This is a genomic window from Paenibacillus sp. KACC 21273 (assembly GCF_028736095.1).
GTDB lineage: Bacteria > Bacillota > Bacilli > Paenibacillales > Paenibacillaceae > Saccharibacillus > Saccharibacillus kyungheensis.
The window spans coordinates 828976-850580 of record NZ_CP117876.1 but is presented as its reverse complement, the minus strand read 5'-3'; the positions used below and the strand labels follow the sequence as shown (position 1 = coordinate 850580).

31 protein-coding genes are annotated in these 21605 nt (G+C 42.4%); all 31 read right to left on the bottom strand.

Annotation, left to right across the window (positions count from 1 at the left end; all coding sequences use genetic code 11):
* The 31 genes from PQ460_RS03825 to rpoC all read right to left on the bottom strand — a co-directional run bounded on the left by PQ460_RS03825 (position 1) and on the right by rpoC (position 21471).
* A complete protein-coding gene (locus tag PQ460_RS03825) occupies positions 1 to 297 on the bottom strand; it encodes a KOW domain-containing RNA-binding protein (RefSeq protein ID WP_204827282.1) in 297 nt (98 codons plus the stop codon).
* Between the two features lie 29 nt (positions 298 to 326).
* A complete protein-coding gene (gene map / locus PQ460_RS03820) occupies positions 327 to 1076 on the bottom strand; it encodes a type I methionyl aminopeptidase (protein ID WP_204827274.1) in 750 nt (249 codons plus the stop codon).
* Positions 1077 to 1081: 5 nt separating this feature from the next.
* Complete coding sequence (locus tag PQ460_RS03815) at positions 1082 to 1729, bottom strand: adenylate kinase (RefSeq protein ID WP_274171830.1); 648 nt, start codon at positions 1727 to 1729, stop codon at positions 1082 to 1084.
* Positions 1730 to 1823: 94 nt separating this feature from the next.
* Positions 1824 to 3122 carry a preprotein translocase subunit SecY gene (gene secY, locus PQ460_RS03810; RefSeq protein ID WP_274171829.1) on the bottom strand — a complete coding sequence of 433 codons (1299 nt, stop codon included), beginning with the start codon at positions 3120 to 3122 and terminating at the stop codon, positions 1824 to 1826.
* A complete protein-coding gene (rplO, locus tag PQ460_RS03805) occupies positions 3122 to 3562 on the bottom strand; it encodes a 50S ribosomal protein L15 (protein ID WP_069328369.1) in 441 nt (146 codons plus the stop codon). Before rplO ends, secY begins: the two co-directional genes overlap by 1 nt.
* A gap of 45 nt (positions 3563 to 3607) precedes the next feature.
* Entirely contained in the window at positions 3608 to 3793 is a 186-nt protein-coding gene (gene rpmD / locus PQ460_RS03800; RefSeq protein ID WP_204827271.1) for a 50S ribosomal protein L30, read from the bottom strand.
* Positions 3794 to 3805: 12 nt separating this feature from the next.
* The gene (gene rpsE / locus PQ460_RS03795; RefSeq protein ID WP_069328367.1) at positions 3806 to 4303 is read right to left on the bottom strand and encodes a 30S ribosomal protein S5; all 498 of its coding nucleotides are present in this window, start codon (positions 4301 to 4303) and stop codon (positions 3806 to 3808) included.
* Between the two features lie 26 nt (positions 4304 to 4329).
* Positions 4330 to 4695 carry a 50S ribosomal protein L18 gene (rplR, locus tag PQ460_RS03790; RefSeq protein ID WP_204827270.1) on the bottom strand — a complete coding sequence of 122 codons (366 nt, stop codon included), beginning with the start codon at positions 4693 to 4695 and terminating at the stop codon, positions 4330 to 4332.
* An 81-nt stretch (positions 4696 to 4776) separates the two neighbouring features.
* Positions 4777 to 5319, bottom strand: coding sequence for a 50S ribosomal protein L6 (gene rplF / locus PQ460_RS03785; RefSeq protein WP_273613661.1), 543 nt, complete (start codon positions 5317 to 5319; stop codon positions 4777 to 4779).
* Between the two features lie 31 nt (positions 5320 to 5350).
* Positions 5351 to 5749: a 30S ribosomal protein S8 gene (gene rpsH / locus PQ460_RS03780; RefSeq protein WP_069328364.1), complete on the bottom strand. Its 399-nt coding sequence runs from the start codon at positions 5747 to 5749 to the stop codon at positions 5351 to 5353.
* 32 nt (positions 5750 to 5781) lie between these two features.
* Positions 5782 to 5967: a type Z 30S ribosomal protein S14 gene (locus PQ460_RS03775; protein ID WP_037291562.1), complete on the bottom strand. Its 186-nt coding sequence runs from the start codon at positions 5965 to 5967 to the stop codon at positions 5782 to 5784.
* 68 nt (positions 5968 to 6035) lie between these two features.
* Entirely contained in the window at positions 6036 to 6578 is a 543-nt protein-coding gene (gene rplE, locus PQ460_RS03770) for a 50S ribosomal protein L5 (protein ID WP_204827268.1), read from the bottom strand.
* Between the two features lie 33 nt (positions 6579 to 6611).
* On the bottom strand, positions 6612 to 6968 hold the full coding sequence (gene rplX, locus PQ460_RS03765) for a 50S ribosomal protein L24 (protein WP_069328362.1): 357 nt from the start codon (positions 6966 to 6968) through the stop codon (positions 6612 to 6614).
* Between the two features lie 56 nt (positions 6969 to 7024).
* Entirely contained in the window at positions 7025 to 7393 is a 369-nt protein-coding gene (gene rplN / locus PQ460_RS03760) for a 50S ribosomal protein L14 (RefSeq protein ID WP_069328361.1), read from the bottom strand.
* Positions 7394 to 7430: 37 nt separating this feature from the next.
* On the bottom strand, positions 7431 to 7694 hold the full coding sequence (rpsQ, locus tag PQ460_RS03755; RefSeq protein WP_017815371.1) for a 30S ribosomal protein S17: 264 nt from the start codon (positions 7692 to 7694) through the stop codon (positions 7431 to 7433).
* Between the two features lie 48 nt (positions 7695 to 7742).
* Positions 7743 to 7943 (bottom strand): 50S ribosomal protein L29, encoded by a 201-nt coding sequence (gene rpmC, locus PQ460_RS03750; protein ID WP_017815370.1) that lies wholly within the window; start codon positions 7941 to 7943, stop codon positions 7743 to 7745.
* On the bottom strand, positions 7933 to 8367 hold the full coding sequence (gene rplP / locus PQ460_RS03745; RefSeq protein WP_069328360.1) for a 50S ribosomal protein L16: 435 nt from the start codon (positions 8365 to 8367) through the stop codon (positions 7933 to 7935). The genes rpmC and rplP overlap by 11 nt, the downstream gene beginning before the upstream one ends.
* A gap of 2 nt (positions 8368 to 8369) precedes the next feature.
* Positions 8370 to 9035 (bottom strand): 30S ribosomal protein S3, encoded by a 666-nt coding sequence (gene rpsC / locus PQ460_RS03740; protein WP_069328359.1) that lies wholly within the window; start codon positions 9033 to 9035, stop codon positions 8370 to 8372.
* A 20-nt stretch (positions 9036 to 9055) separates the two neighbouring features.
* Positions 9056 to 9403, bottom strand: a complete 348-nt coding sequence (rplV, locus tag PQ460_RS03735) for a 50S ribosomal protein L22 (protein WP_069328358.1) — start codon at positions 9401 to 9403, stop codon at positions 9056 to 9058.
* Positions 9404 to 9439: 36 nt separating this feature from the next.
* The gene (rpsS, locus tag PQ460_RS03730; RefSeq protein ID WP_069328357.1) at positions 9440 to 9718 is read right to left on the bottom strand and encodes a 30S ribosomal protein S19; all 279 of its coding nucleotides are present in this window, start codon (positions 9716 to 9718) and stop codon (positions 9440 to 9442) included.
* A 62-nt stretch (positions 9719 to 9780) separates the two neighbouring features.
* On the bottom strand, positions 9781 to 10611 hold the full coding sequence (gene rplB / locus PQ460_RS03725) for a 50S ribosomal protein L2 (protein ID WP_069328356.1): 831 nt from the start codon (positions 10609 to 10611) through the stop codon (positions 9781 to 9783).
* A gap of 13 nt (positions 10612 to 10624) precedes the next feature.
* Positions 10625 to 10918, bottom strand: coding sequence for a 50S ribosomal protein L23 (rplW, locus tag PQ460_RS03720; RefSeq protein WP_069328355.1), 294 nt, complete (start codon positions 10916 to 10918; stop codon positions 10625 to 10627).
* The gene (gene rplD / locus PQ460_RS03715; protein WP_273613662.1) at positions 10918 to 11541 is read right to left on the bottom strand and encodes a 50S ribosomal protein L4; all 624 of its coding nucleotides are present in this window, start codon (positions 11539 to 11541) and stop codon (positions 10918 to 10920) included. Before rplD ends, rplW begins: the two co-directional genes overlap by 1 nt.
* Before the next feature lie 25 nt (positions 11542 to 11566).
* Entirely contained in the window at positions 11567 to 12190 is a 624-nt protein-coding gene (gene rplC / locus PQ460_RS03710; RefSeq protein ID WP_274171828.1) for a 50S ribosomal protein L3, read from the bottom strand.
* 44 nt (positions 12191 to 12234) lie between these two features.
* Positions 12235 to 12543 carry a 30S ribosomal protein S10 gene (gene rpsJ, locus PQ460_RS03705; protein ID WP_028609655.1) on the bottom strand — a complete coding sequence of 103 codons (309 nt, stop codon included), beginning with the start codon at positions 12541 to 12543 and terminating at the stop codon, positions 12235 to 12237.
* A gap of 329 nt (positions 12544 to 12872) precedes the next feature.
* Positions 12873 to 14063, bottom strand: coding sequence for an elongation factor Tu (gene tuf / locus PQ460_RS03700; RefSeq protein WP_204827267.1), 1191 nt, complete (start codon positions 14061 to 14063; stop codon positions 12873 to 12875).
* Between the two features lie 110 nt (positions 14064 to 14173).
* Positions 14174 to 16249: an elongation factor G gene (gene fusA, locus PQ460_RS03695; protein WP_273613663.1), complete on the bottom strand. Its 2076-nt coding sequence runs from the start codon at positions 16247 to 16249 to the stop codon at positions 14174 to 14176.
* Between the two features lie 51 nt (positions 16250 to 16300).
* Complete coding sequence (gene rpsG / locus PQ460_RS03690) at positions 16301 to 16771, bottom strand: 30S ribosomal protein S7 (RefSeq protein WP_069328350.1); 471 nt, start codon at positions 16769 to 16771, stop codon at positions 16301 to 16303.
* A gap of 49 nt (positions 16772 to 16820) precedes the next feature.
* Positions 16821 to 17240, bottom strand: coding sequence for a 30S ribosomal protein S12 (gene rpsL / locus PQ460_RS03685; protein ID WP_069328349.1), 420 nt, complete (start codon positions 17238 to 17240; stop codon positions 16821 to 16823).
* Between the two features lie 138 nt (positions 17241 to 17378).
* Positions 17379 to 17627 (bottom strand): ribosomal L7Ae/L30e/S12e/Gadd45 family protein, encoded by a 249-nt coding sequence (locus PQ460_RS03680; RefSeq protein ID WP_069328348.1) that lies wholly within the window; start codon positions 17625 to 17627, stop codon positions 17379 to 17381.
* A gap of 229 nt (positions 17628 to 17856) precedes the next feature.
* Positions 17857 to 21471 (bottom strand): DNA-directed RNA polymerase subunit beta', encoded by a 3615-nt coding sequence (gene rpoC, locus PQ460_RS03675; protein WP_204827264.1) that lies wholly within the window; start codon positions 21469 to 21471, stop codon positions 17857 to 17859.
* Positions 21472 to 21605 lie beyond the last annotated feature (134 nt).

The following is a 21605-nucleotide window of genomic DNA, read 5'->3' as shown; positions in this document are numbered from 1 at the left end:
TCAGTCTCCTTTCTGTTCAACACTGTTTTCGGCAGATTCCAAGAACTTGGTAACTGCATAACGCAATTTCCCGTTCGTGACCCGACCGCTTTCTTGCAAACTGTTTACTACTTCGCTGCTGATCACCGGCATTAGCTCCAGATGAAGCAGATTCTTCTTCTTCGGCTGGTCAAACTTTCGTTTGTTCCCGTCGGCGATATAAACAAACTTCTCATCCGGTATTGCAATGATAACAGCAGGTTGAGGAGCTCCTTGACCTTTTAACACTTTCACAATTTGACCGACCTGCGGGTTCATTGTTGTTTTCACAAGAATCACCTACGCATTTAGTTTAGTTTTGTGAAAATCTCCATACCGTCCGGTGTAACCGCAACTGTATGTTCAAAATGGGCACATAATGAGCCATCAACAGTAACTACTGTCCATTTGTCTTCAAGCGTTTTGACATGTTGCGTGCCGGCATTTACCATCGGCTCGATTGCCAGAACCATTCCCGGCTTCAGCCTCGGTCCGCGATCCTTAACTCCATAATTAGGAATTTGAGGTGCTTCGTGCAGCTTCGTTCCGATACCATGTCCTACGTATTCACGTACAACAGACATACCGGCATCTTCAATAAAACGCTGTATCGCATGCGATATTGTAAACAAGCGTACATCTGGCTTGACCAGTTCAAGTCCTGCATACAAAGAACCTTCAGTTACTTCCAAAAGTTTTTTTGCATCATCAGAAATCTGTCCTACCGGATATGTCCATGCAGAATCTCCATGATAACCACGGTACTCAGCTCCAATATCAAGTGTAACGATGTCGCCTTCTTGCAATTTGCGTTTATTCGGGAATCCATGAACTAATTGCTCATTAACCGAAGCACAAATGCTGGCAGGAAAACCATTGTATCCTTTGAATGACGGTAAGGCATTTTGACTGCGAATATAACGGTCTGCAATCTGATCAAGGTGTTCGGTCGTAATACCTGGCTCGATCGCTTGCTTGATTAGACGATGCGTCTCAGCTACAATTCGCCCTGCTTCCCGCATAAAGCCTAGTTCTGTTTCGGATTTGCAAATGATCATTCTGCCTAACCTCTTAGTAATGAAACAATATCCTTAGATACTGCATCAATACTTTGATCGCCATCAATCTCTCTCAACAGCTTTTGATCACCGTAGTAAGCAATAAGAGGCGCTTCTGTTTTCGTATGATACTCATTCAGACGCGTTCCTACACTTTCTTCGTTATCATCAGCACGTTGATAAAGTTCACCACCATCAAGATCACATACGCCTTCTTGCTTCGGCGGATTGAATTCAATATGGTAAGTAGCTCCACAAGTCTTGCAAATACGTCGTCCGGTAATCCGAACAAGCAATTTGTTGAGATCTACTTTTAAATTGATCACGTGGTCCAGCTTACGCTCCATTGCTGCCAGCATTTTATCCAGTGCTTCAGCTTGAGCTAAAGTTCTTGGAAAACCGTCAAGCAAGAAACCTTTTTTACAATCAGGCTGAGCAAGACGCTCTTCCACGATTCCGTTCGTTACGTCATCCGGTACAAGTAAACCTTGATCTATGAATTCTTTGGCTTTTACTCCAATAGGAGTTTCCTGTTTGATCGCTAGACGAAATGCATCGCCTGTAGAAATATGAGGAATACCTAGCTCTTTCACAATCACAGCTGCTTGTGTTCCTTTTCCTGCTCCCGGAGGCCCCATGAATATGATGTTCACGTAATGTCACTCCCCCTAAGACTAATGCTGCAAGAACAGCACGAAAGGCGCCGGTTGTGAACAAGCATGACTTATTCCAGCCGGAACCTGCCGTCTATTTATTGATAAAACCTTTGTAATGGCGTTTAATGAGCTGGCTTTCGATCGTTTTCATCGTGTCAAGGGCAACCCCAATAACGATAAGAAGCGATGTACCACCGATTTGCACAGATTGTGGCAAACCTGAAATAGCTCCTAAGAATACTGGTAGTACCGAGATAACCGCCAGGAATAATGATCCTGTCATGGTCAAACGAGTCATAACACGAGTCAAATAAGTAGCCGTTGGCTTACCTGGACGAACACCCGGGATATATCCACCATTCTTTTTCATATTATCGGCCATTTGCGTAGGATTCATTTGCACAAATGTATAGAAGAAAGTAAAACCTATGATCATTATAACATACAGCACCATACCAAGCGGTTTGTTATAATTCAAATTAAGAGTAATCCATTTAGCCCATTCATGAGTAGACCAAAAACTAGCTAAAATAACTGGAAATTGTAACAAAGAAACGGCAAAGATAACAGGGATAACACCCGCTGAGTTAACTTTTAACGGAATATGTGTATTCTGTCCACCATACATTTTGTTACCTACAACGCGTTTTGCATATTGTACTGGAATTTTACGAATACCCTGTTGGATAAAGATAACTCCGACAACGATGAAAATCACGACAATAACAACAATGGCTAACTTCGCAACATTAAAGAACGTCTGACCTTGTTGCAGGAAATCCGATTGAACCATATCACGGATATGCTGTGGAATAGCTGCAACAATACCAGCGAAGATGATGATCGAAATACCGTTACCGATTCCTTTTTCAGTGATTTGTTCCCCGAGCCACATCAAGAATGATGTACCCGCCGTCAACACGATTGCAATAATGATGTAATCTACCGCAGTAGCATTAGGAATCATTTCTGCATTGTATAAACGGTTGAAACCAATCGATGTACCAAAGGCTTGGATCAGACCCAGAATAACAGTACCATACCGGGTAATCTGTGCCAGTTTCTTTTTACCGTGTTCCCCTTGTTTGGCCCATTCCGCAAATTTCGGAATGACATCCATCGATAATAACTGAACTATAATGGATGCAGTGATATACGGCATGATCCCAAGGGCAAAAATGGAGAAATGCCCCAAAGCTCCCCCTGAGAAAGTATTTAGAAGACCGAATAGTTCTTTACCTTGAGCGTTAGCAGACTGGAAAACACTTTTGTCTACACCCGGAACCGGTACAAACGCACCGATACGGTAGACAATGAGCACCAGCAAGGTAAAGATAATCCGATTTCTAAGATCCTCAACCCGCCATATATTCTTTAGGGTCTTGAACATTAGATCACCTCGGTTTTACCGCCGGCAGCCTCGATTTTCTCTACCGCAGATTGAGAGAACTTATTCGCTTTTACAGTCAATTTCACAGTGATGTCGCCATTACCAAGAATTTTAATTCCGCTTCTTGCATTTTTAACGATTCCCTGTTCCATCAAGAACGTAGGAGTTACTTCTGTATCAGCAGCAAAGCTGTTTAAATCTTCGATGTTTACGAGTGCATATTCTTTACGAGTAGGGTTAACAAATCCGCGTTTAGGCAAACGACGATACAATGGATTTTGTCCGCCTTCAAATCCTGGACGAACTCCTCCGCCTGAACGAGAGTTTTGTCCTTTGTGACCACGACCCGATGTTTTACCAGTACCACTACTTGGACCGCGACCTACACGTTTGCGTTCCTTGCGTGAACCTGGGCTTGGTGAAAGCTCATGCAATTTCATCGTTCGTTGCACCTCCTTATTGATAGTAGATTAATTTTTTAAAAATTAACCTTCGATTTCTTTTACAGATACTAAATGTTGCACTTGTTTGATCATACCGCGCATAGCAGCATTATCGTTTTGAACTACTGAGTGGTTCAGTTTACGTAGTCCTAGTGTTTTAACAGTAGTACGTTGTTTCTCTGAACGACCGATCACGCTACGGACGAGGGTAATTTCCAATTTAGCCATGAGGTTCCCTCCTTAACCGAGCAACTCTTCGATAGATTTTCCACGAAGTTTAGCCACGTCTTCAGCACGTTTCAAACGAGACAAGCCTTCTAACGTTGCGTTAACCATGTTCATGGAATTCGAAGAACCCAGAGATTTAGTCAAGATATTGCCTACACCAGCAAGTTCTAGTACAGCACGAACCGGTCCACCAGCAATAACTCCAGTACCTTCGGATGCTGGTTTCAACAATACACGTCCTGCTCCGAATTTACCTGTAACAAGGTGAGGAATTGTTGTTCCAACGATCGGAACATGAATCAAGTTTTTCTTAGCATCTTCGATGCCTTTACGGATAGCGTCAGGTACTTCACCGGCTTTACCGATACCAGCGCCTACCCAACCATTACCATCGCCCACTACTACAAGTGCGCTAAAGCTGAAACGACGTCCACCCTTAACTACTTTAGCTACACGATTAATGTTTACAACTCTTTCAGTCAGCTCTAAAGTGTTTGGATCAATACGCAAGTCGTTAACCTCCTTTTTACAATGTTTTAGAATTGAAGACCAGCTTCACGAGCTGCATCTGCCAAGGCTTGAATCCGTCCGTGATACAAGTAGCCTCCGCGATCAAATACAACAGCTGTGTGCCCTTTTTCAGATGCACGTTTTGCAACCAGTTCGCCAACTTTAGTAGCAGCTTCTACGCTACCGCCGTTTTTAATATCTGCAAGTTCTTTATCAAGAGTCGAAGCGGAAACCAAAGTTACACCCGCTACGTCATCGATCAATTGAGCGTAGATATGTTTAGCAGAACGGAATACGTTCAAACGTGGACGTTGAGAAGTACCAGTGATGTTCTTACGAACACGTAGGTGTCTTTTCAGACGTGCTTTATTTTTATCTGCTTTTGTAATCATGACTGTACATTTCACTCCTTTCACGTTGCCTTCACAGGCTCACTTCAACACGCATAAGGTAAAGGAACGTATTCCTTTATCTTATTTTTTCTTACCAGCTTTACCTTCTTTACGAAGAATACGCTCGCCTTCATACTTGATACCTTTACCTTTATATGGTTCTGGTTCACGTACGGAACGGATTTTTGCAGCGTAAGCTCCTACGCGCTCTTTATCGATTCCATTAACGATGATTTTCGTATTTGTAGGCACATCGAACTCGATGCCTGGTTCAGGAGAAATTTCTACTGGATGAGAGTAACCCACGTTTAGAACAATTTTGTCGCCAGATTTGCTTGCGCGGTATCCAACACCAACTAGTTCTAGGGATTTGGAGAAACCTGTAGTTACTCCACTCACCATGTTACTTACTACACTACGAGTAGTGCCGTGCAGGGAACGATGAGTCTTATTATCAGAAGGACGTTCGATTGTGATCGTGTTCTCTTCGATATTTACTTTCATATCTTTATGAATCTCACGGGAAAGCGTACCTTTCGGTCCTTTAACCGTAATTTGAGTATTATCCAAGTTGATTTCAACACCACTTGGTACTTCGATTGGTTTGCGACCAATACGAGACATAGAGTTGCACCTCCTTATTATATGACGTTAATTACCAAACGTAGCAAACAACTTCGCCGCCGCTTTTCGATTGACGAGCTTCTTTATCAGTTACTACCCCTTTAGAAGTAGAGATGATAGCGATTCCCAGTCCACCTAGTACGCGAGGGATTTCATTGCTTTTCGTGTAAACACGAAGTCCTGGTTTACTGATACGTTTCAAACCAGTAATTACACGTTCGTTATTTTGACCGTATTTCAAGAAAATACGGATAATTCCTTGTTTGTTATCCTCAACAACTTCAGCATCACGAATGAAACCTTCACGTTTTAGGATATCAGCGATTTGCTTCTTCATCGTAGAAGCAGGAACTTCAACTGTTTCGTGACGCACAACGTTGGCGTTACGAATACGAGTAAGCATATCAGCAATTGGATCTGACATAGTCATGTGTGTAAACCTCCTTCCCCTTAATCAAATGTTTACCAGCTTGCTTTTTTCACACCAGGGATCTGGCCTTTATGAGCCAATTCACGGAAGCAAATTCTGCAAATTTTGAACTTTTGCAATACCGAGTGTGGACGACCACAACGTTCGCAACGTGTGTATGCACGTACTTTGAACTTCGGAGTGCGTTGTTGTTTAACTTTCATTGAAGTTTTAGCCACTTAGCCTGACACCTCCTAATATTTTCGGAGAACTAGGGTTTATATCCGAACCCTGTACATTTCAATAATTATTTTACGAAAGGCATTCCCAATTGGGTAAGCAATTCGCGAGACTCTTCGTCAGTTTTAGCAGTCGTTACGATAACGATGTCCATACCGCGAACTTTGTCTACTTTATCATACTCGATTTCCGGGAAGATCAATTGCTCTTTCAAACCCAGTGTATAGTTACCACGTCCGTCAAATGCTTTAGAAGAAACACCGCGGAAGTCACGTACACGTGGAAGTGTGATGTTGAACAATTTATCTAAGAAATAGTACATACGATCGCCACGAAGTGTTACTTTAACACCGATAGGCATGTTTTCACGAAGCTTAAATCCAGCGATAGATTTTTTAGCACGTGTGATAACTGGTTTTTGACCAGAAATCAATTGAAGATCGTTAACAGCAGAATCCAATACTTTGGAGTTCGATACTGCTTCACCTACACCCATGTTGATAACAACTTTTTCAACTTTCGGTACTTGCATAACCGTTGTATAGTTGAATTTTTGTACCAAAGCCGGGGAGATCTCATTCAAGTAAAGCTCTTTCATTCTTGTTGCCATTTTGGAAGGTCCTCCTTTCCGTAACAATTAGTATTAGTCGATTGTTTCACCGGAGCGTTTAGCTACGCGAACTTTTTTGCCGTTATCCAATGTTTTGTAACCGATACGGGTTACTTTTTTTCCGTCCTTAGGATCAACGTGCATTACGTTCGAAACGTGGATCGGCGCTTCTTGCTCAACACGTCCTCCTTGCGGATTCAGTTGAGTTGGTTTTTGGTGTTTGGTGATCATATTCACGCCTTCAACCAACACGCGGTTTTCACGAGGATACGCTGCGATAACGCGACCTTTTTTACCTTTGTCTTTACCGCTGATTACAAGAACCGTATCATCTTTTTTCACGTGTAGTTTGTGGTTGTGAGATTCCAACACTTTTTTCACTTTCGCCATTTGTGTACACCTCCTATAACTCACTTCAGGCCATAGCCTTTATATCTTACAATCGTTTAGATAACTTCCGGAGCCAAAGAAACGATTTTCATGAAGTCTTTATCACGCAATTCACGAGCAACTGGTCCAAAGATACGAGTACCACGAGGGCCTCTGTCATCTTTAACGACTACTGCTGCATTCTCATCAAATGCGATGTAAGATCCGTCTTTACGACGAACGGAACTCTTTGTACGAACGATTACCGCTCTTACAACATCACCCTTTTTGACAACGCCGCCTGGTGTTGCTTGTTTTACAGAACAAACGATCAAATCGCCGATTGCAGCTGTACGACGTCCAGTACCACCTAGTACGCGGATACACATAAGTTCTTTTGCGCCAGAGTTATCGGCTACAGCCAAACGTGTAAATGGTTGAATCATTGTTAGTTCCTCCTTCCAGACAGGTTAGCATCATTCATCAAATGATGATTGCTTCTTCTACAACTTCCACTAATCTCCAGTTTTTATCTTTAGATAATGGACGTGTCTCCATGATTTTAACAACATCACCAATTTTAGCAGTGTTATTTTCATCATGAGCCTTGAATTTTTTCGTATATTTAATACGTTTGTGATACAAGTCATGCTTTTTATAAGTTTCTACAGCAACAACGATGGTTTTATCCATTTTATCACTGACCACTTTGCCTACTTGTACTTTACGGGCATTGCGTTCGCTCATAGTTAATCTCCTTCCTAGCTGATAGCATTTAAGCTCTCAAATATTGGATTACGATGTGATTCCAAGTTCTCTTTCACGAACTACTGTTTTAGCACGTGCAATTTGTTTACGCACAGCACTGATACGAGTAGGGTTATCCAATTGACCGGTAGCAAGTTGAAAGCGCAGGTTAAAGAGTTCCTCTTTAAAACCAGCAATCTTTTGCTCGATTTCAGCAGTGGTAAGGTTGCGCAATTCATTAGCTTTCATTTGCTTCACCACCCAATTCTTCACGTTTCACAAACTTAGTTTTTACAGGCAACTTGTGAGAAGCAAGACGCATAGCTTCACGCGCGATCTCTTCAGAAACACCTGCAAGTTCAAACATAATTTTACCTGGTTTAACAACGGCAACCCATTTTTCTACGTTACCTTTACCACTACCCATACGAACCTCAAGAGGTTTTTGAGTGATTGGCTTGTCCGGGAAAATTTTGATCCATACTTTACCACCACGTTTGATATAACGAGTCATAGCAATACGAGCAGCTTCGATTTGACGGTTAGTGATCCAAGAAGGCTCAGTAGCTTGCAAACCGAATTCTCCGAAGTTCAATTCAGTACCGCCTTTAGCGCGACCTGACATGCTTCCGCGTTGTTGTTTACGGTGTTTTACACGTTTTGGTACCAACATGATTAGTTGCCTCCTTCCTGAGCAGCTTGTTTCTTAGCCGTAGGAAGAACCTCTCCACGATAAATCCATACTTTTACGCCAATACGACCATAAGTAGTATGCGCTTCTGCTGTACCATAGTCAATATCGGCACGAAGCGTATGAAGTGGAACAGTTCCTTCGCTGTAGCCTTCAGAACGGGCAATTTCAGCACCGCCAAGACGTCCGCTAACTGCTGTTTTAATTCCTTTAGCGCCTGAACGCATAGTTCTTTGAATTGCTTGTTTCAATGCACGACGGAAAGAAACACGACGTTCCAATTGTTGTGCAATACTTTCTGCAACTAGAATTGCATCAAGCTCTTGATTTTTGATTTCAGAAATGTTGATATGAACTTTTTTACCACCAGCAATTTTAGTTACTTGTGTACGAAGAACTTCAACTTCTGAACCACCGCGTCCGATAACCATACCAGGTTTAGCTGTATGGATCGTCACGTTCACACGATTAGCCGCTCTCTCGATTTCGATATGAGAGACAGCAGACTCTTTAAGTTTGGTTTTAAGGTATTCACGGATTTTAACGTCTTCGATAAGAAGATCGCCAAAGTCTTTACCAGCATACCATTTAGATTCCCAATCACGGATAATACCTACACGTAATCCGACGGGATTTACTTTTTGGCCCACACGTTTTCCCTCCTTCTATCTTATTTTTCAGCTACCACCAAAGAAATATGGCTGGTGCGTTTGTTAATTTTACTTGCACGTCCCATTGCACGAGGGCGGAAACGTTTCAGTGTTGGTCCTTGGTTAACGTAAACCTGGGAAATTACCAAGTTGTTAACATCAAAAGTCAACTCTTTTTCTGAGCTAATAAACTCAGCGTTGGCAATTGCGGAGTTAAGAAGCTTCTCAACAATTGGGGATGCGGATTTCGGCGTATGACGCAGAATTGCGATCGCTTCTCCAACTTGCTTACCGCGGATCAAGTCAACTACTAATTGAACTTTACGCGGAGCGATGCGTACAAACTTTGCGTGTGCTTTCGCTTGCATTGCGTGACCTCCTCTCTTACTTTAAATCCTTATATATTAACGTCTTGTTTTTCTGTCGTCATTAGCATGACCTTTGTACGTACGAGTTGGTGCGAACTCACCAAGCTTGTGTCCGACCATATCTTCCGTTACATATACCGGTACATGTTTGCGACCATCATAAACAGCGAATGTATGTCCGATAAATTGTGGGAAAATCGTCGAGCGACGGGACCAAGTTTTGATTACGACTTTTTTATCGTCTTCGTTCAAGACTTCTACTTTTTTAAGCAAGTACCCGTCCACGAAAGGACCTTTTTTAAGACTACGGCTCATAGGTTGAATCCTCCCTTCATCTTTTCGTCACTTCACACTTTACAAGCATTCAAGCACAAATCTTACTTCGTGCGGCGGCGAATGATGTATTGATCGGAAGCCTTACCTTTTTTACGAGTTTTGTATCCAAGAGTAGGTTTACCCCATGGAGACATTGGAGATTTACGTCCGATTGGAGCTTTACCTTCACCACCACCGTGTGGGTGATCATTAGGGTTCATTACTACGCCTCGAACTTGTGGACGTTTGCCCAACCAGCGATTACGACCGGCTTTACCGATTTTAATCAATTCATGATCTTCATTACCAACAGATCCGATTGTAGCACGACATACTTTAAGTACGCGACGTACTTCACCAGAAGAAAGGCGAATGGAGACATATTTTTCTTCTTTACCAAGTAATTGAGCTTCCGTACCAGCTGCGCGAACAAGCTGACCACCTTTACCTGGTTTTAATTCGATATTGTGAATAACTGTACCAACTGGAATGTTTTCCAATGGAAGGCAGTTACCGATTTTGATATCAGATCCTACGCCAGAGAAAATTTGATCTCCAACTTTTAATCCTTTAGGAGCGATAATGTAACGTTTCTCTCCATCAGCATAGTGGATCAGAGCAATGTTAGAAGTACGGTTTGGATCGTACTCGATTGTAGCAACGTTACCTGGTATTCCATCTTTAGTACGTTTGAAGTCAATGATACGGTATTTACGTTTGTGTCCGCCGCCGTGGTGACGAACTGTAATTTTACCTTGGTTGTTGCGGCCTGCTCTTTTGAAAAGAGGAGCCAACAACGATTTCTCCGGTTGGTTCGTTGTAATCTCTTCGAATGTAGAAACACTCATGTTACGACGAGCCGGGGATGTCGGTTTGTACTTTTTAATTGGCACTGTTTATTCCTCCTTACTCTACAGATTCAAAAAACTCAAGCGGTTTACTTTCTGGAGCCAAAGTCACGATAGCTTTCTTCCATTCGGAAGTGTAGCCGGAATGACGTCCATAACGTTTCGGTTTAGCAGGCATGCGAAGAGTGTTTACTTTAGACACTTTCACTTTGAAAATTTCTTCAATTGCCTTTTTAACTTCCGTTTTATTAGAACGAATGTCTACTTCGAAAGCATATTTCAGTTCACTCATGTACTCGGCAGTGCGCTCAGTAATTACCGGACGCTTAATAATATCACGAGGATCTTTCATTACGCGAACACCTCCTCTACCTTGTGAACTGCATCCTTAGTAAGGATCAGCTTATCGTACGTAAGTACGTCTAGAACATTAACGCCGTCAGCTGCAACGAATTTAACACCTGGGATGTTACGAGCAGATAGTGCAACATTATCATCATAACTAGGAGTTACGATCAATACTTTGCGATCTACTTTCAGGTTGTTCAAAATTGCTGCGAACTCTTTTGTTTTCGGTGCGCTAAAGCTTAGTGCATCCAAAACGATGATTTCGTTAGCTACTACTTTAGAAGATAAAGCAGATTTGATCGCTAAACGACGAACTTTTTTAGGCAGTTTGTAAGCATAGCTGCGTGGAGTCGGTCCAAATACTACGCCGCCGCCTTTCCATTGTGGAGAACGAGTAGAACCTTGACGCGCGCGTCCTGTTCCTTTTTGTTTCCATGGTTTACGTCCACCACCACGAACTTCAGAGCGTCCTTTTACTTTGTGATTACCTTGACGAAGGGAAGCACGTTGCATAATGACTGCATCATGAAGCACATGAGTGTTAGGTTCGATACCGAATACGGAATCACTCAATTCAACTTCGCCAACTTGGCTACCGTCGATACTATAAAGTGCTACTTTTGGCATTTCCTGTTCCTCCTTTCTTGATTGGTTATTTTTTAACCGTTTCTCTTACTTTTACATAACTATTTTTAGCACCAGGGATAGAGCCTTTAACGAGAATTACGTTACGTTCAGCATCTACTCTGATAACTTCGAGGCGTTGGATCGTTACTGTATCATGACCCATGTGACCTGGCAGACGTTTACCTTTCGGTACACGGTTCGCTTGGATAGAACCCATTGAACCTGGTCTGCGATGATAACGGGAACCGTGAGACATTGGTCCGCGGCTTTGGCCCCAACGTTTAATAACGCCGGCAAAACCTTTACCTTTAGAAATACCCGTTACGTCAACGAACTCACCTTGAGCAAACAAGTCTGCTTTGAGTTCCTGGCCAACCTCGACATTAGCGAGGTCAACACCGCGAATTTCGCGAACGTAGCGCTTAGGCACAGTATTCGCTTTAGTAGCGTGTCCTGCTTCCGGTTTGTTAGATCTGCTTGCTTTTTTATCAGCAAAACCGATTTGTACCGCTTCGTATCCGTCATTTTCCAGGTTTTTCTTCTGCAGAACCACACATGGTCCAGCTTCGATAACCGTTACAGGAATTACGTTACCTTCCGCGGTAAAGACTTGAGTCATACCCAGTTTTCTTCCTAAGATACCTTTCATGTTGACACCTCTTTTCATTTTACGTGTTACCACATCTATGTGGATTATAATTTAATTTCGATATCTACGCCAGACGGTAAGTCCAAACGCATCAATGCATCCACAGTTTGTGGAGTTGGGTTAACAATATCGATCAAACGTTTATGTGTACGTTGCTCGAATTGCTCACGAGAATCCTTGTATTTATGAACCGCACGAAGAACAGTGATAATCTGTTTTTCAGTAGGAAGCGGAATTGGTCCAGATACTCCTGCGCCAGAACGTTTAGCTGTTTCAACGATTTTCTCTGCGGATTGATCAAGAATTCTATGATCGTATGCTTTCAAACGAATACGAATTTTTTGCTTTGCCATTTTTAGTCCCTCCTTCTATCGCCCAATTTGGTATCGGACATACTCAGTGAAAATTTTCCGGCATACCGTCCATGGCAAAGGAGCCGGGTGTGTCGGTAACCTCTCACGTCATCGCAACGTCTCAGAACAACATTTATTATTGTATATGATAACAAACAGTTATGCAAGTCTTTTTTGAAACATTTACACAAAAAAATAAGACCTGTCTCCCTTATAAGGAAACAGGCCTCATTTGGTCTTTCGTTTACAGTACAATGTTACTTCGTTACAGTACAATGTTGCTTATATTAAAATCTTCAAATCATTTCTGATTCACAATGAAAATTTAATTATTTTTGGATAGATGCTACAGCGCCAGCGCCTACTGTACGTCCACCTTCGCGAATAGCGAAACGTGTACCTTCTTCAATCGCGATTGGATTGATTAGGGATACAGTAACAGTGATGTTATCACCAGGCATAACCATTTCAGTACCTTCTGGTAAAGAAATAACGCCAGTTACGTCAGTTGTACGGAAGTAGAACTGTGGACGGTAACCAGTGAAGAAAGGTTTGTGACGTCCGCCTTCTTCTTTAGTCAAAACGTATACTTGAGCAGTGAACTCAGTATGAGGTTTAACAGTACCTGGTTTAGAAAGTACTTGACCACGTTCGATTTGGCTACGCTCTACACCACGCAACAATGCGCCGATGTTGTCGCCCGCTTGTGCGGAATCCAACAATTTACGGAACATCTCTACGCCTGTAACAACGGATTTTTTAGTTTCTTCATGGATACCAACGATTTCGATCTCTTCGCCGACTTTAACAGTACCACGCTCTACACGACCAGTTGCAACTGTACCACGACCAGTGATCGAGAATACATCCTCAACAGGCATCAAGAAAGGTTTGTCAGTGTCGCGCTCTGGATCTGGAATGTAAGTATCGATTTCTTCAAACATTTCAACGATTTTTTTAGCCCATTCGCCATCAGGGTTAGCCAATGCTTCACGAGCAGATCCACGAGTGATTGGAGTATCGTCACCAGGGAACTCATATTCGTTAAGAAGGTCGCGTACTTCCATTTCAACCAATTCCAAAAGCTCTTCGTCTTCAACCATGTCGCATTTGTTTAAGAATACAACGATGTAAGGTACGCCTACTTGACGAGACAACAAGATGTGCTCGCGAGTTTGTGGCATAGGACCGTCAGCTGCAGATACAACCAAGATCGCTCCGTCCATTTGTGCAGCACCAGTGATCATGTTTTTAACGTAATCGGCGTGACCTGGGCAGTCAACGTGTGCATAGTGACGGTTAGGTGTTTCGTACTCAACGTGTGCAGTTGAGATTGTGATACCGCGTTCGCGCTCTTCTGGAGCTTTATCGATTTGATCAAATGCTACAGCAGCACCACCGTAAGTTTTAGACAATACAGTTGTGATTGCAGCAGTCAAAGTTGTTTTACCATGATCGACGTGACCAATAGTTCCGATGTTAACGTGCGTTTTATTACGTTCAAATTTAGCCTTTGCCATGTTAAACGTTGCCTCCTTGAAGGTAGAGTTGTTTATATTTTAGTTTGAAATGTACAGAGAGCAGTCATGCTACTTCCTGTACATTCCAGAAGTGAAAACGGATTAAGAACTTAGCCGTTTGCTTTGGAACTGATTTCGTCAGCGATGCTCTTAGGTACTTCTTCATAATGAGAAAGTTCCATTGAGAACACACCGCGACCTTGTGTACCAGAACGAAGTGTTGTGGAATATCCAAACATTTCAGATAAAGGTACTTTTGCACGAATGATTTGAGTACCACCGCGTGAATCCATACCTTCGATACGGCCACGACGAGAGTTCAACATACCCATAACATCACCCATGTATTCTTCAGGTACTGTTACTTCAACTTTCATGAGTGGCTCAAGCAATACAGGACGACATTTGTCTTTTGCAGCTTTAAGCGCCATAGATCCGGCAATTTTAAATGCCATCTCATTGGAATCGACATCATGATAAGATCCGTCCACTACAGTAGCTTTTACGTCTACTAGTGGGAAACCAGCAAGAACACCGTTCTTCATAGCTTCTTCAATACCTTGTAGTGCAGGACCAATGTATTCTCTTGGTACTGAACCACCGACAACTTTACTTTCGAACTGACTACCAGTACCTGCTTCAAGAGGTTCGAACTCAACCCATACATGACCGTATTGACCACGACCACCGGATTGACGAACAAATTTACCCTCGACGCGAGCTGGTTGACGGAATGTTTCACGATAAGCAACCTGAGGTTTACCTACGTTAGTGTCCACTTTGAATTCGCGACGCATACGGTCAACGATGATTTCAAGGTGAAGCTCACCCATACCCGCCAAGATTGTTTGGCCAGTTTCTTCATCCGTATGAGCACGAAGAGTTGGATCTTCTTCAGTCAATTTGGACAAAGCAATACCCATTTTATCTTGGTCAGCTTTTGTTTTTGGTTCAACTGCGAGTTCGATAACTGGATCAGGGAAGTTCATTGACTCCAAGATAACAGTTTCTTTCTCATCACACAGTGTATCACCTGTACCTGTATCTTTCAAACCAACAGCTGCCGCGATATCACCGGAGAAAACTTCGCTGATCTCTTGACGAGCGTTAGCATGCATTTGCAGGATACGACCAATACGTTCGCGTTTGCCTTTAGTAGCATTAAGAACGTAAGAACCGGATTGCAATACGCCAGAATATACGCGGAAGAACGTAAGTTTACCCACGTAAGGGTCTGTCATAATTTTGAACGCTAGTGCAGAGAATGGCTCTTCATCCGAAGAATGACGAACTGCCTCTGTGCCGTCTTCGTGCAAACCTTTAATTGCCGGTACATCCGTAGGAGCCGGAAGGTAGTCGATAACAGCATCCAACATAGGTTGAACACCTTTGTTACGGTAAGAAGAACCACAGATTACAGGGAAGATTTTAACGTCACAAACACCTTTACGTAGAGCAGCCTTAATCTCAGCGACTGTCGGCTCTTCTCCTTCAAGGTATTTCATCATTAGATCTTCGTCTAGTTCTGCAACTCTTTCGATCAAGTCAGCACGCAGTTCTTCAACTGTTGCTTTAAGATCTTCTGGAATTTCGATAGATACTGGATCGCGTCCAAGATCATCTTGATATTCGATAGCTGTTTGCTCGATGATATCGATAATACCAACGAAGTCATTCTCTGCGCCGATAGGCAATTGAATCGCTACTGCGTTCGCTTGCAGACGTTCACGCATGTCTTTAACAACGTTAAGGTAGTCAGCACCAATAATATCCATTTTATTAACATATGCTATACGAGGTACACCATAACGATCTGCTTGTCTCCAAACAGTCTCGGATTGTGGTTCTACACCCTCTTTTGCACTAAATACGCCTACTGCTCCGTCCAATACACGCAGGGAACGTTCAACTTCAACTGTAAAGTCAACGTGACCTGGAGTATCAATGATATTAACGCGGTAGCCTCTCCACTGAGCCGTAGTAGCTGCGGACGTAATAGTGATCCCGCGCTCTTGCTCTTGTTCCATCCAGTCCATTGTAGCAGCGCCTTCGTGAACTTCACCGATTTTGTGCGTACGGCCTGTATAGAACAAGATACGTTCTGTAGTGGTAGTTTTACCAGCATCGATATGAGCCATGATACCAATATTACGTGTATTTTCTAAGGAGAACTCTCTTTTTGCCATGAATGGGTGCTCCCTTCAAAAATATCAATTTTTGAAATAAAGGCTTTAATCCTACCAGCGGTAGTGAGCGAATGCTTTATTCGCTTCAGCCATTTTGTGTGTATCTTCGCGTTTTTTCACTGCTGCGCCTGTATTGTTAGAAGCATCAATGATTTCAGCTGCTAAACGTTCTTCCATTGTTTTTTCTCCGCGGCTACGTGAATAGTTCACTAACCAACGAAGTCCCAATGTAGTACGTCTTTCAGGTTTAACTTCGATCGGAACTTGATAGTTAGCGCCACCTACACGGCGAGCTTTAACTTCGAGAACTGGCATGATGTTCTTAATTGCCGCCTCAAATACTTCCATAGGATCGTTACCTGTACGTTCTTGAATCAATTTGAAAGAATTGTAAAGGATGCTTTGAGCAACCCCACGCTTTCCGTCGACCATAATGCGGTTGATCAAACGTGTAACCAACTTGCTGTTATACATAGGATCTGGCAATACGTCTCTTTTCATTACTGGACCTTTTCTTGGCATGGTTATCCCCCTTTCTTAGATATGCAGCGCAGTGGTCTGCGCTAACGAATTATTTTTTCTCTTTCGGACGTTTTGTACCGTATTTTGAACGTGATTGCATACGATTGTTTACGCCTGCTGTATCCAAAGCACCACGAACGATATGATAACGAACCCCTGGTAAATCTTTAACCCGTCCACCGCGGATAAGTACCACGCTGTGTTCTTGAAGGTTATGACCGATACCTGGAATGTAAGCAGTAACCTCGATACGGTTCGTTAAACGAACACGAGCATACTTACGAAGTGCGGAGTTCGGTTTTTTTGGAGTCATAGTACCTACACGAGTACATACACCACGTTTTTGTGGAGCGCTAATGTTCGTCTCTTGACGTTTCAAAGCATTGTACCCTTTTTGAAGTGCAGGTGATTTTGATTTCTCAATTTTTGCTTGACGTCCTTTACGGACTAATTGATTAATAGTTGGCATTGTGTTGCCACCCCCTTCCCATATTTGTAGTTCCAATATAAACCATATATTAAGTCCACAGACCCAGGTGGTTCATAAAAGAACAAATGAAAAGCCTTTGCCTGCCACTCACGACCAGCAAAAACATTCCTGATTGCATTATTTAAGGACAACGGCCATAGCAGTTCCCACTTCGATTCCGCAAGCTTTGCCCAATTCTTTCATTGTATCCACATAAGTGATTTTAACAGAATGAGTCGAGCATAATTGAACGATTTTCGAGATGAGATGATTTTCCGCATCCTGCGCAACATAGACTTCTTCAGCTTGACCCGTCTCGACCATCCGCATAGTTTGCTTCGTGCCTACTTTGATCCGGGCATCCTTTAATCCTTTGTCATTAGTCATCTTCCGATTTCCTCCAAAAGATCAGGGATCAGCACTCTATTCACGCACCTTTGCTATAGTACCATTAGCTAAAGGATACTGTCAATAGATAACTATAATTCTATTTGATAAATAATTGTTATATTGTCTTATCACACTCATTAAACCGCAGCTAAAACTGAATAATATAATCATTATTCAGTTTAGCCACATATGAATGAGCAATATAACTTTATAGTTACTTCTTTAATTAATCAACAGTTACTGTTTCCAGACCTTCTTGTTTTGGTTCAAGTTTGTCTGCATCCTCAAATTGAACGCTACGGTAACGATTCATTCCTGTACCAGCTGGAATTAGCTTACCGATAATAACATTCTCTTTAAGTCCAAGTAATTTATCGACTTTACCTTTGATTGCTGCATCAGTAAGGACACGAGTTGTCTCCTGGAAGGATGCCGCAGACAAGAAGGAATCAGTTTCCAGAGATGCTTTGGTAATACCAAGCAATACTGGTTTAGCAACAGCTGGCTCTTTGTCAGCCATGATTGCTACTCTGTTTGCATTCTCGTATTCGTACATATCAACAAATGAACCTGGCAACAATGTTGTTTCACCAGCATCGATGATACGGATTTTACGTAACATCTGTCTGATCATAACTTCAACGTGCTTATCATTGATTTCTACACCCTGGTTACGATATACACGTTGTACTTCTTGCAGGATATAGTTTTGTACGCCACGGATACCTTTGATACGTAGCATTTCTTTAGGGTCAATCGAACCATCTGTTAGTTCATCCCCAGCTTCGATTTCCATACCTTCTTTAACTCTTAGGCGGGAACCGTAAGTAACAGGGTAAACTTTAGTTTCCGCTTCACCTTCAACCTCGATTTCGCGACGGTCTTTAGCTTCACGAATTTCTTTAACAATACCATCAATTTCACTGATGATTGCTTGACCTTTAGGATTACGCGCTTCGAAAAGCTCTTGAATACGCGGCAAACCTTGAGTAATATCGTCTCCTGCAACACCACCGGTATGGAACGTACGCATTGTAAGCTGTGTTCCTGGTTCACCGATAGATTGTGCTGCAATAATACCAACTGCTTCACCAATCTCAACGTGTTTACCAGTAGCAAGGTTACGACCGTAACATGTTTTACATACTCCGTGTTTTGCACGACAACTAAGCACTGAACGGATTTGAAGTTTTTCAACTCCAGCTTCAACGATTGCTTCAGCTTTATCCGAATCAAGTAATTCGTTACGACGAGCAAGAATCTCACCTGTTTGTGGATGGCGAACAGTTTCGAAGCAATAGCGACCTTCTAAACGATCGTATAGATCTTCAATAACTTCTTTACCATCTTGAATACGGCTTACAGTGAAACCTTTATCTGTTCCGCAATCTTCTTCACGTACGATTACATCTTGTGCTACGTCAACTAGACGACGAGTTAGGTAACCTGAGTCAGCGGTACGAAGTGCTGTATCCGCCAAACCTTTACGCGCTCCGTGAGTAGAAAGGAAGTACTCTAGTACTGTCAGACCTTCACGGAAGTTCGATTTGATAGGAAGTTCGATAATACGACCGGATGGATTCGCCATCAGACCGCGCATACCACCAAGCTGAGTGATCTGCGATTTGTTACCACGAGCTTTGGAGTCAACCATAAGCATAATAGAGTTATAGCGATCCATTGATTTCATAAGAACTTCTGTAATATCGTCCTTCGTACGAGACCAGATCTCAATAACACGATCATAACGCTCTTCATTCGTAATCAAACCACGACGGTATTGATTCGTAATAACAGCAACTTTTTTATCAGACTCATCCAAAATTCCTTGTTTTTCAACAGGAACAATAACGTCAGATACACCAACAGTAATACCTGCACGCGTAGAATAAGTGAATCCAAGTTGCTTGATTTTATCCAAAATCATAGATGTTAATGTTGTATGGTAAATTTCAAAACAACGAGCGATAATTGAACCCAAATACTCTTTACCGATAGCGCCTGTTTGAGGAACACTACTGATAAATTCACGGATATTTACGCCTTTATCATAGATAAAGTAATGATCCGGTGTACCTTGGAACAAGTTACGACGTGTTGGCTCATTGATGTACGGGAATGATTCAGGGAAAATCTCGTTAAAGATAATTCGTCCGATAGTTGTTACCATCATTCCTGTTTGTTGCTTCTCTGTAAAGCTTGTTTTGTTCAACGCTTTAACAGGGATTGCTACACGAGCATGCAATGAAGCTACACCACGTTGATAACCAGATACTGCTTCATTTACTGTACGCAGGATCATACCAGAACCTTTAGCTTCATCGTTATCCATTGTTAGATAGAATGAGCCTAAGACCATATCCTGTGAAGGAGTAACAACTGGTTTACCATCTTTAGGGTTCAAAATGTTACCAGATGCAAGCATCAAGATGCGTGCTTCGGCTTGCGCTTCAGCAGACAATGGTACGTGAACCGCCATTTGGTCACCATCAAAGTCAGCATTATATGCTGTACATACAAGTGGGTGAAGACGAATAGCGCGTCCTTCAACCAAAATAGGTTCAAATGCTTGAATACCAAGTCTATGCAGCGTAGGTGCGCGGTTTAGAAGAACTGGATGTTCTTTGATTACTTCTTCTAGTACATCCCATACTTCTGGACTTACACGTTCTACTTTGCGTTTTGCGCTCTTGATATTATGAGCAAGACCTTTGTTAACCAATTCTTTCATAACGAAAGGTTTGAATAACTCTAGTGCCATCTCTTTTGGAAGACCACATTGGTACATTTTCAGGTAAGGACCTACAACGATAACCGAACGACCAGAATAATCGACACGTTTACCTAGTAAGTTCTGACGGAAACGTCCTTGTTTACCTTTTAGCATATGGCTAAGAGATTTCAATGGACGGTTACCTGGTCCTGTTACTGGACGACCACGACGACCATTATCAATAAGAGCATCGACAGCTTCTTGAAGCATACGTTTCTCATTTTGTACGATAATGTCAGGCGCGCCTAGATCCAATAAACGTTTAAGACGGTTATTACGGTTAATTACACGACGATACAAATCATTCAAGTCAGACGTCGCAAAACGTCCACCATCCAACTGTACCATCGGACGAAGTTCTGGAGGGATAACTGGCAATACGTCCATGATCATCCAATCAGGGAAGTTACCAGAGTTACGGAATGCTTCGATAACTTCAAGGCGTTTGATCGCACGATTACGACGTTGACCTTGAGCAGTACGTAGCTCTTCACGTAAAAATTCTAGTTCTTTATCGATATCAAGGTCTTGAAGCAATCTTTTAATCGCTTCTGCACCCATACCTGCATGGAAACCATGACCGTATTTTTCACGGTAGCTACGGTATTCTTTTTCAGATAAAAGTTGTTTTTTCTCCAGTGGAGTCTCACCTGGATCAGTAACAACATAAGATGCGAAGTAAATTACTTCTTCCAAAGAACGTGGAGACATATCAAGTGCTAGGCCCATACGGCTTGGAATACCTTTGAAATACCAAATGTGAGATACAGGAGCAGCAAGCTCAATGTGTCCCATACGTTCGCGACGTACTTTAGCGCGTGTTACTTCAACGCCGCAACGATCACAGACTACGCCTTTGTAACGTACACGTTTGTATTTACCGCAGTGGCATTCCCAGTCTTTGGTTGGTCCAAAAATACGTTCACAGAACAACCCGTCTTTCTCTGGTTTAAGCGTACGATAGTTGATTGTCTCCGGTTTTTTAACTTCTCCGCGGGACCAAGAACGAATTTTGTCTGGGGAAGCTAGCCCAATTTTCATAAATTCGAAATTGTTAACGTCTATCAAAAGACACCCCTCCTAAGGCCAAATCCTGTTTATTGTCATTCTTATCAAAAGCTGTATAAATCCCAAAACATGATCTCACCAATAAGGGATAGACCGGGATAAATCTCCGGTCTACCTTCATTGTTAGATCACAT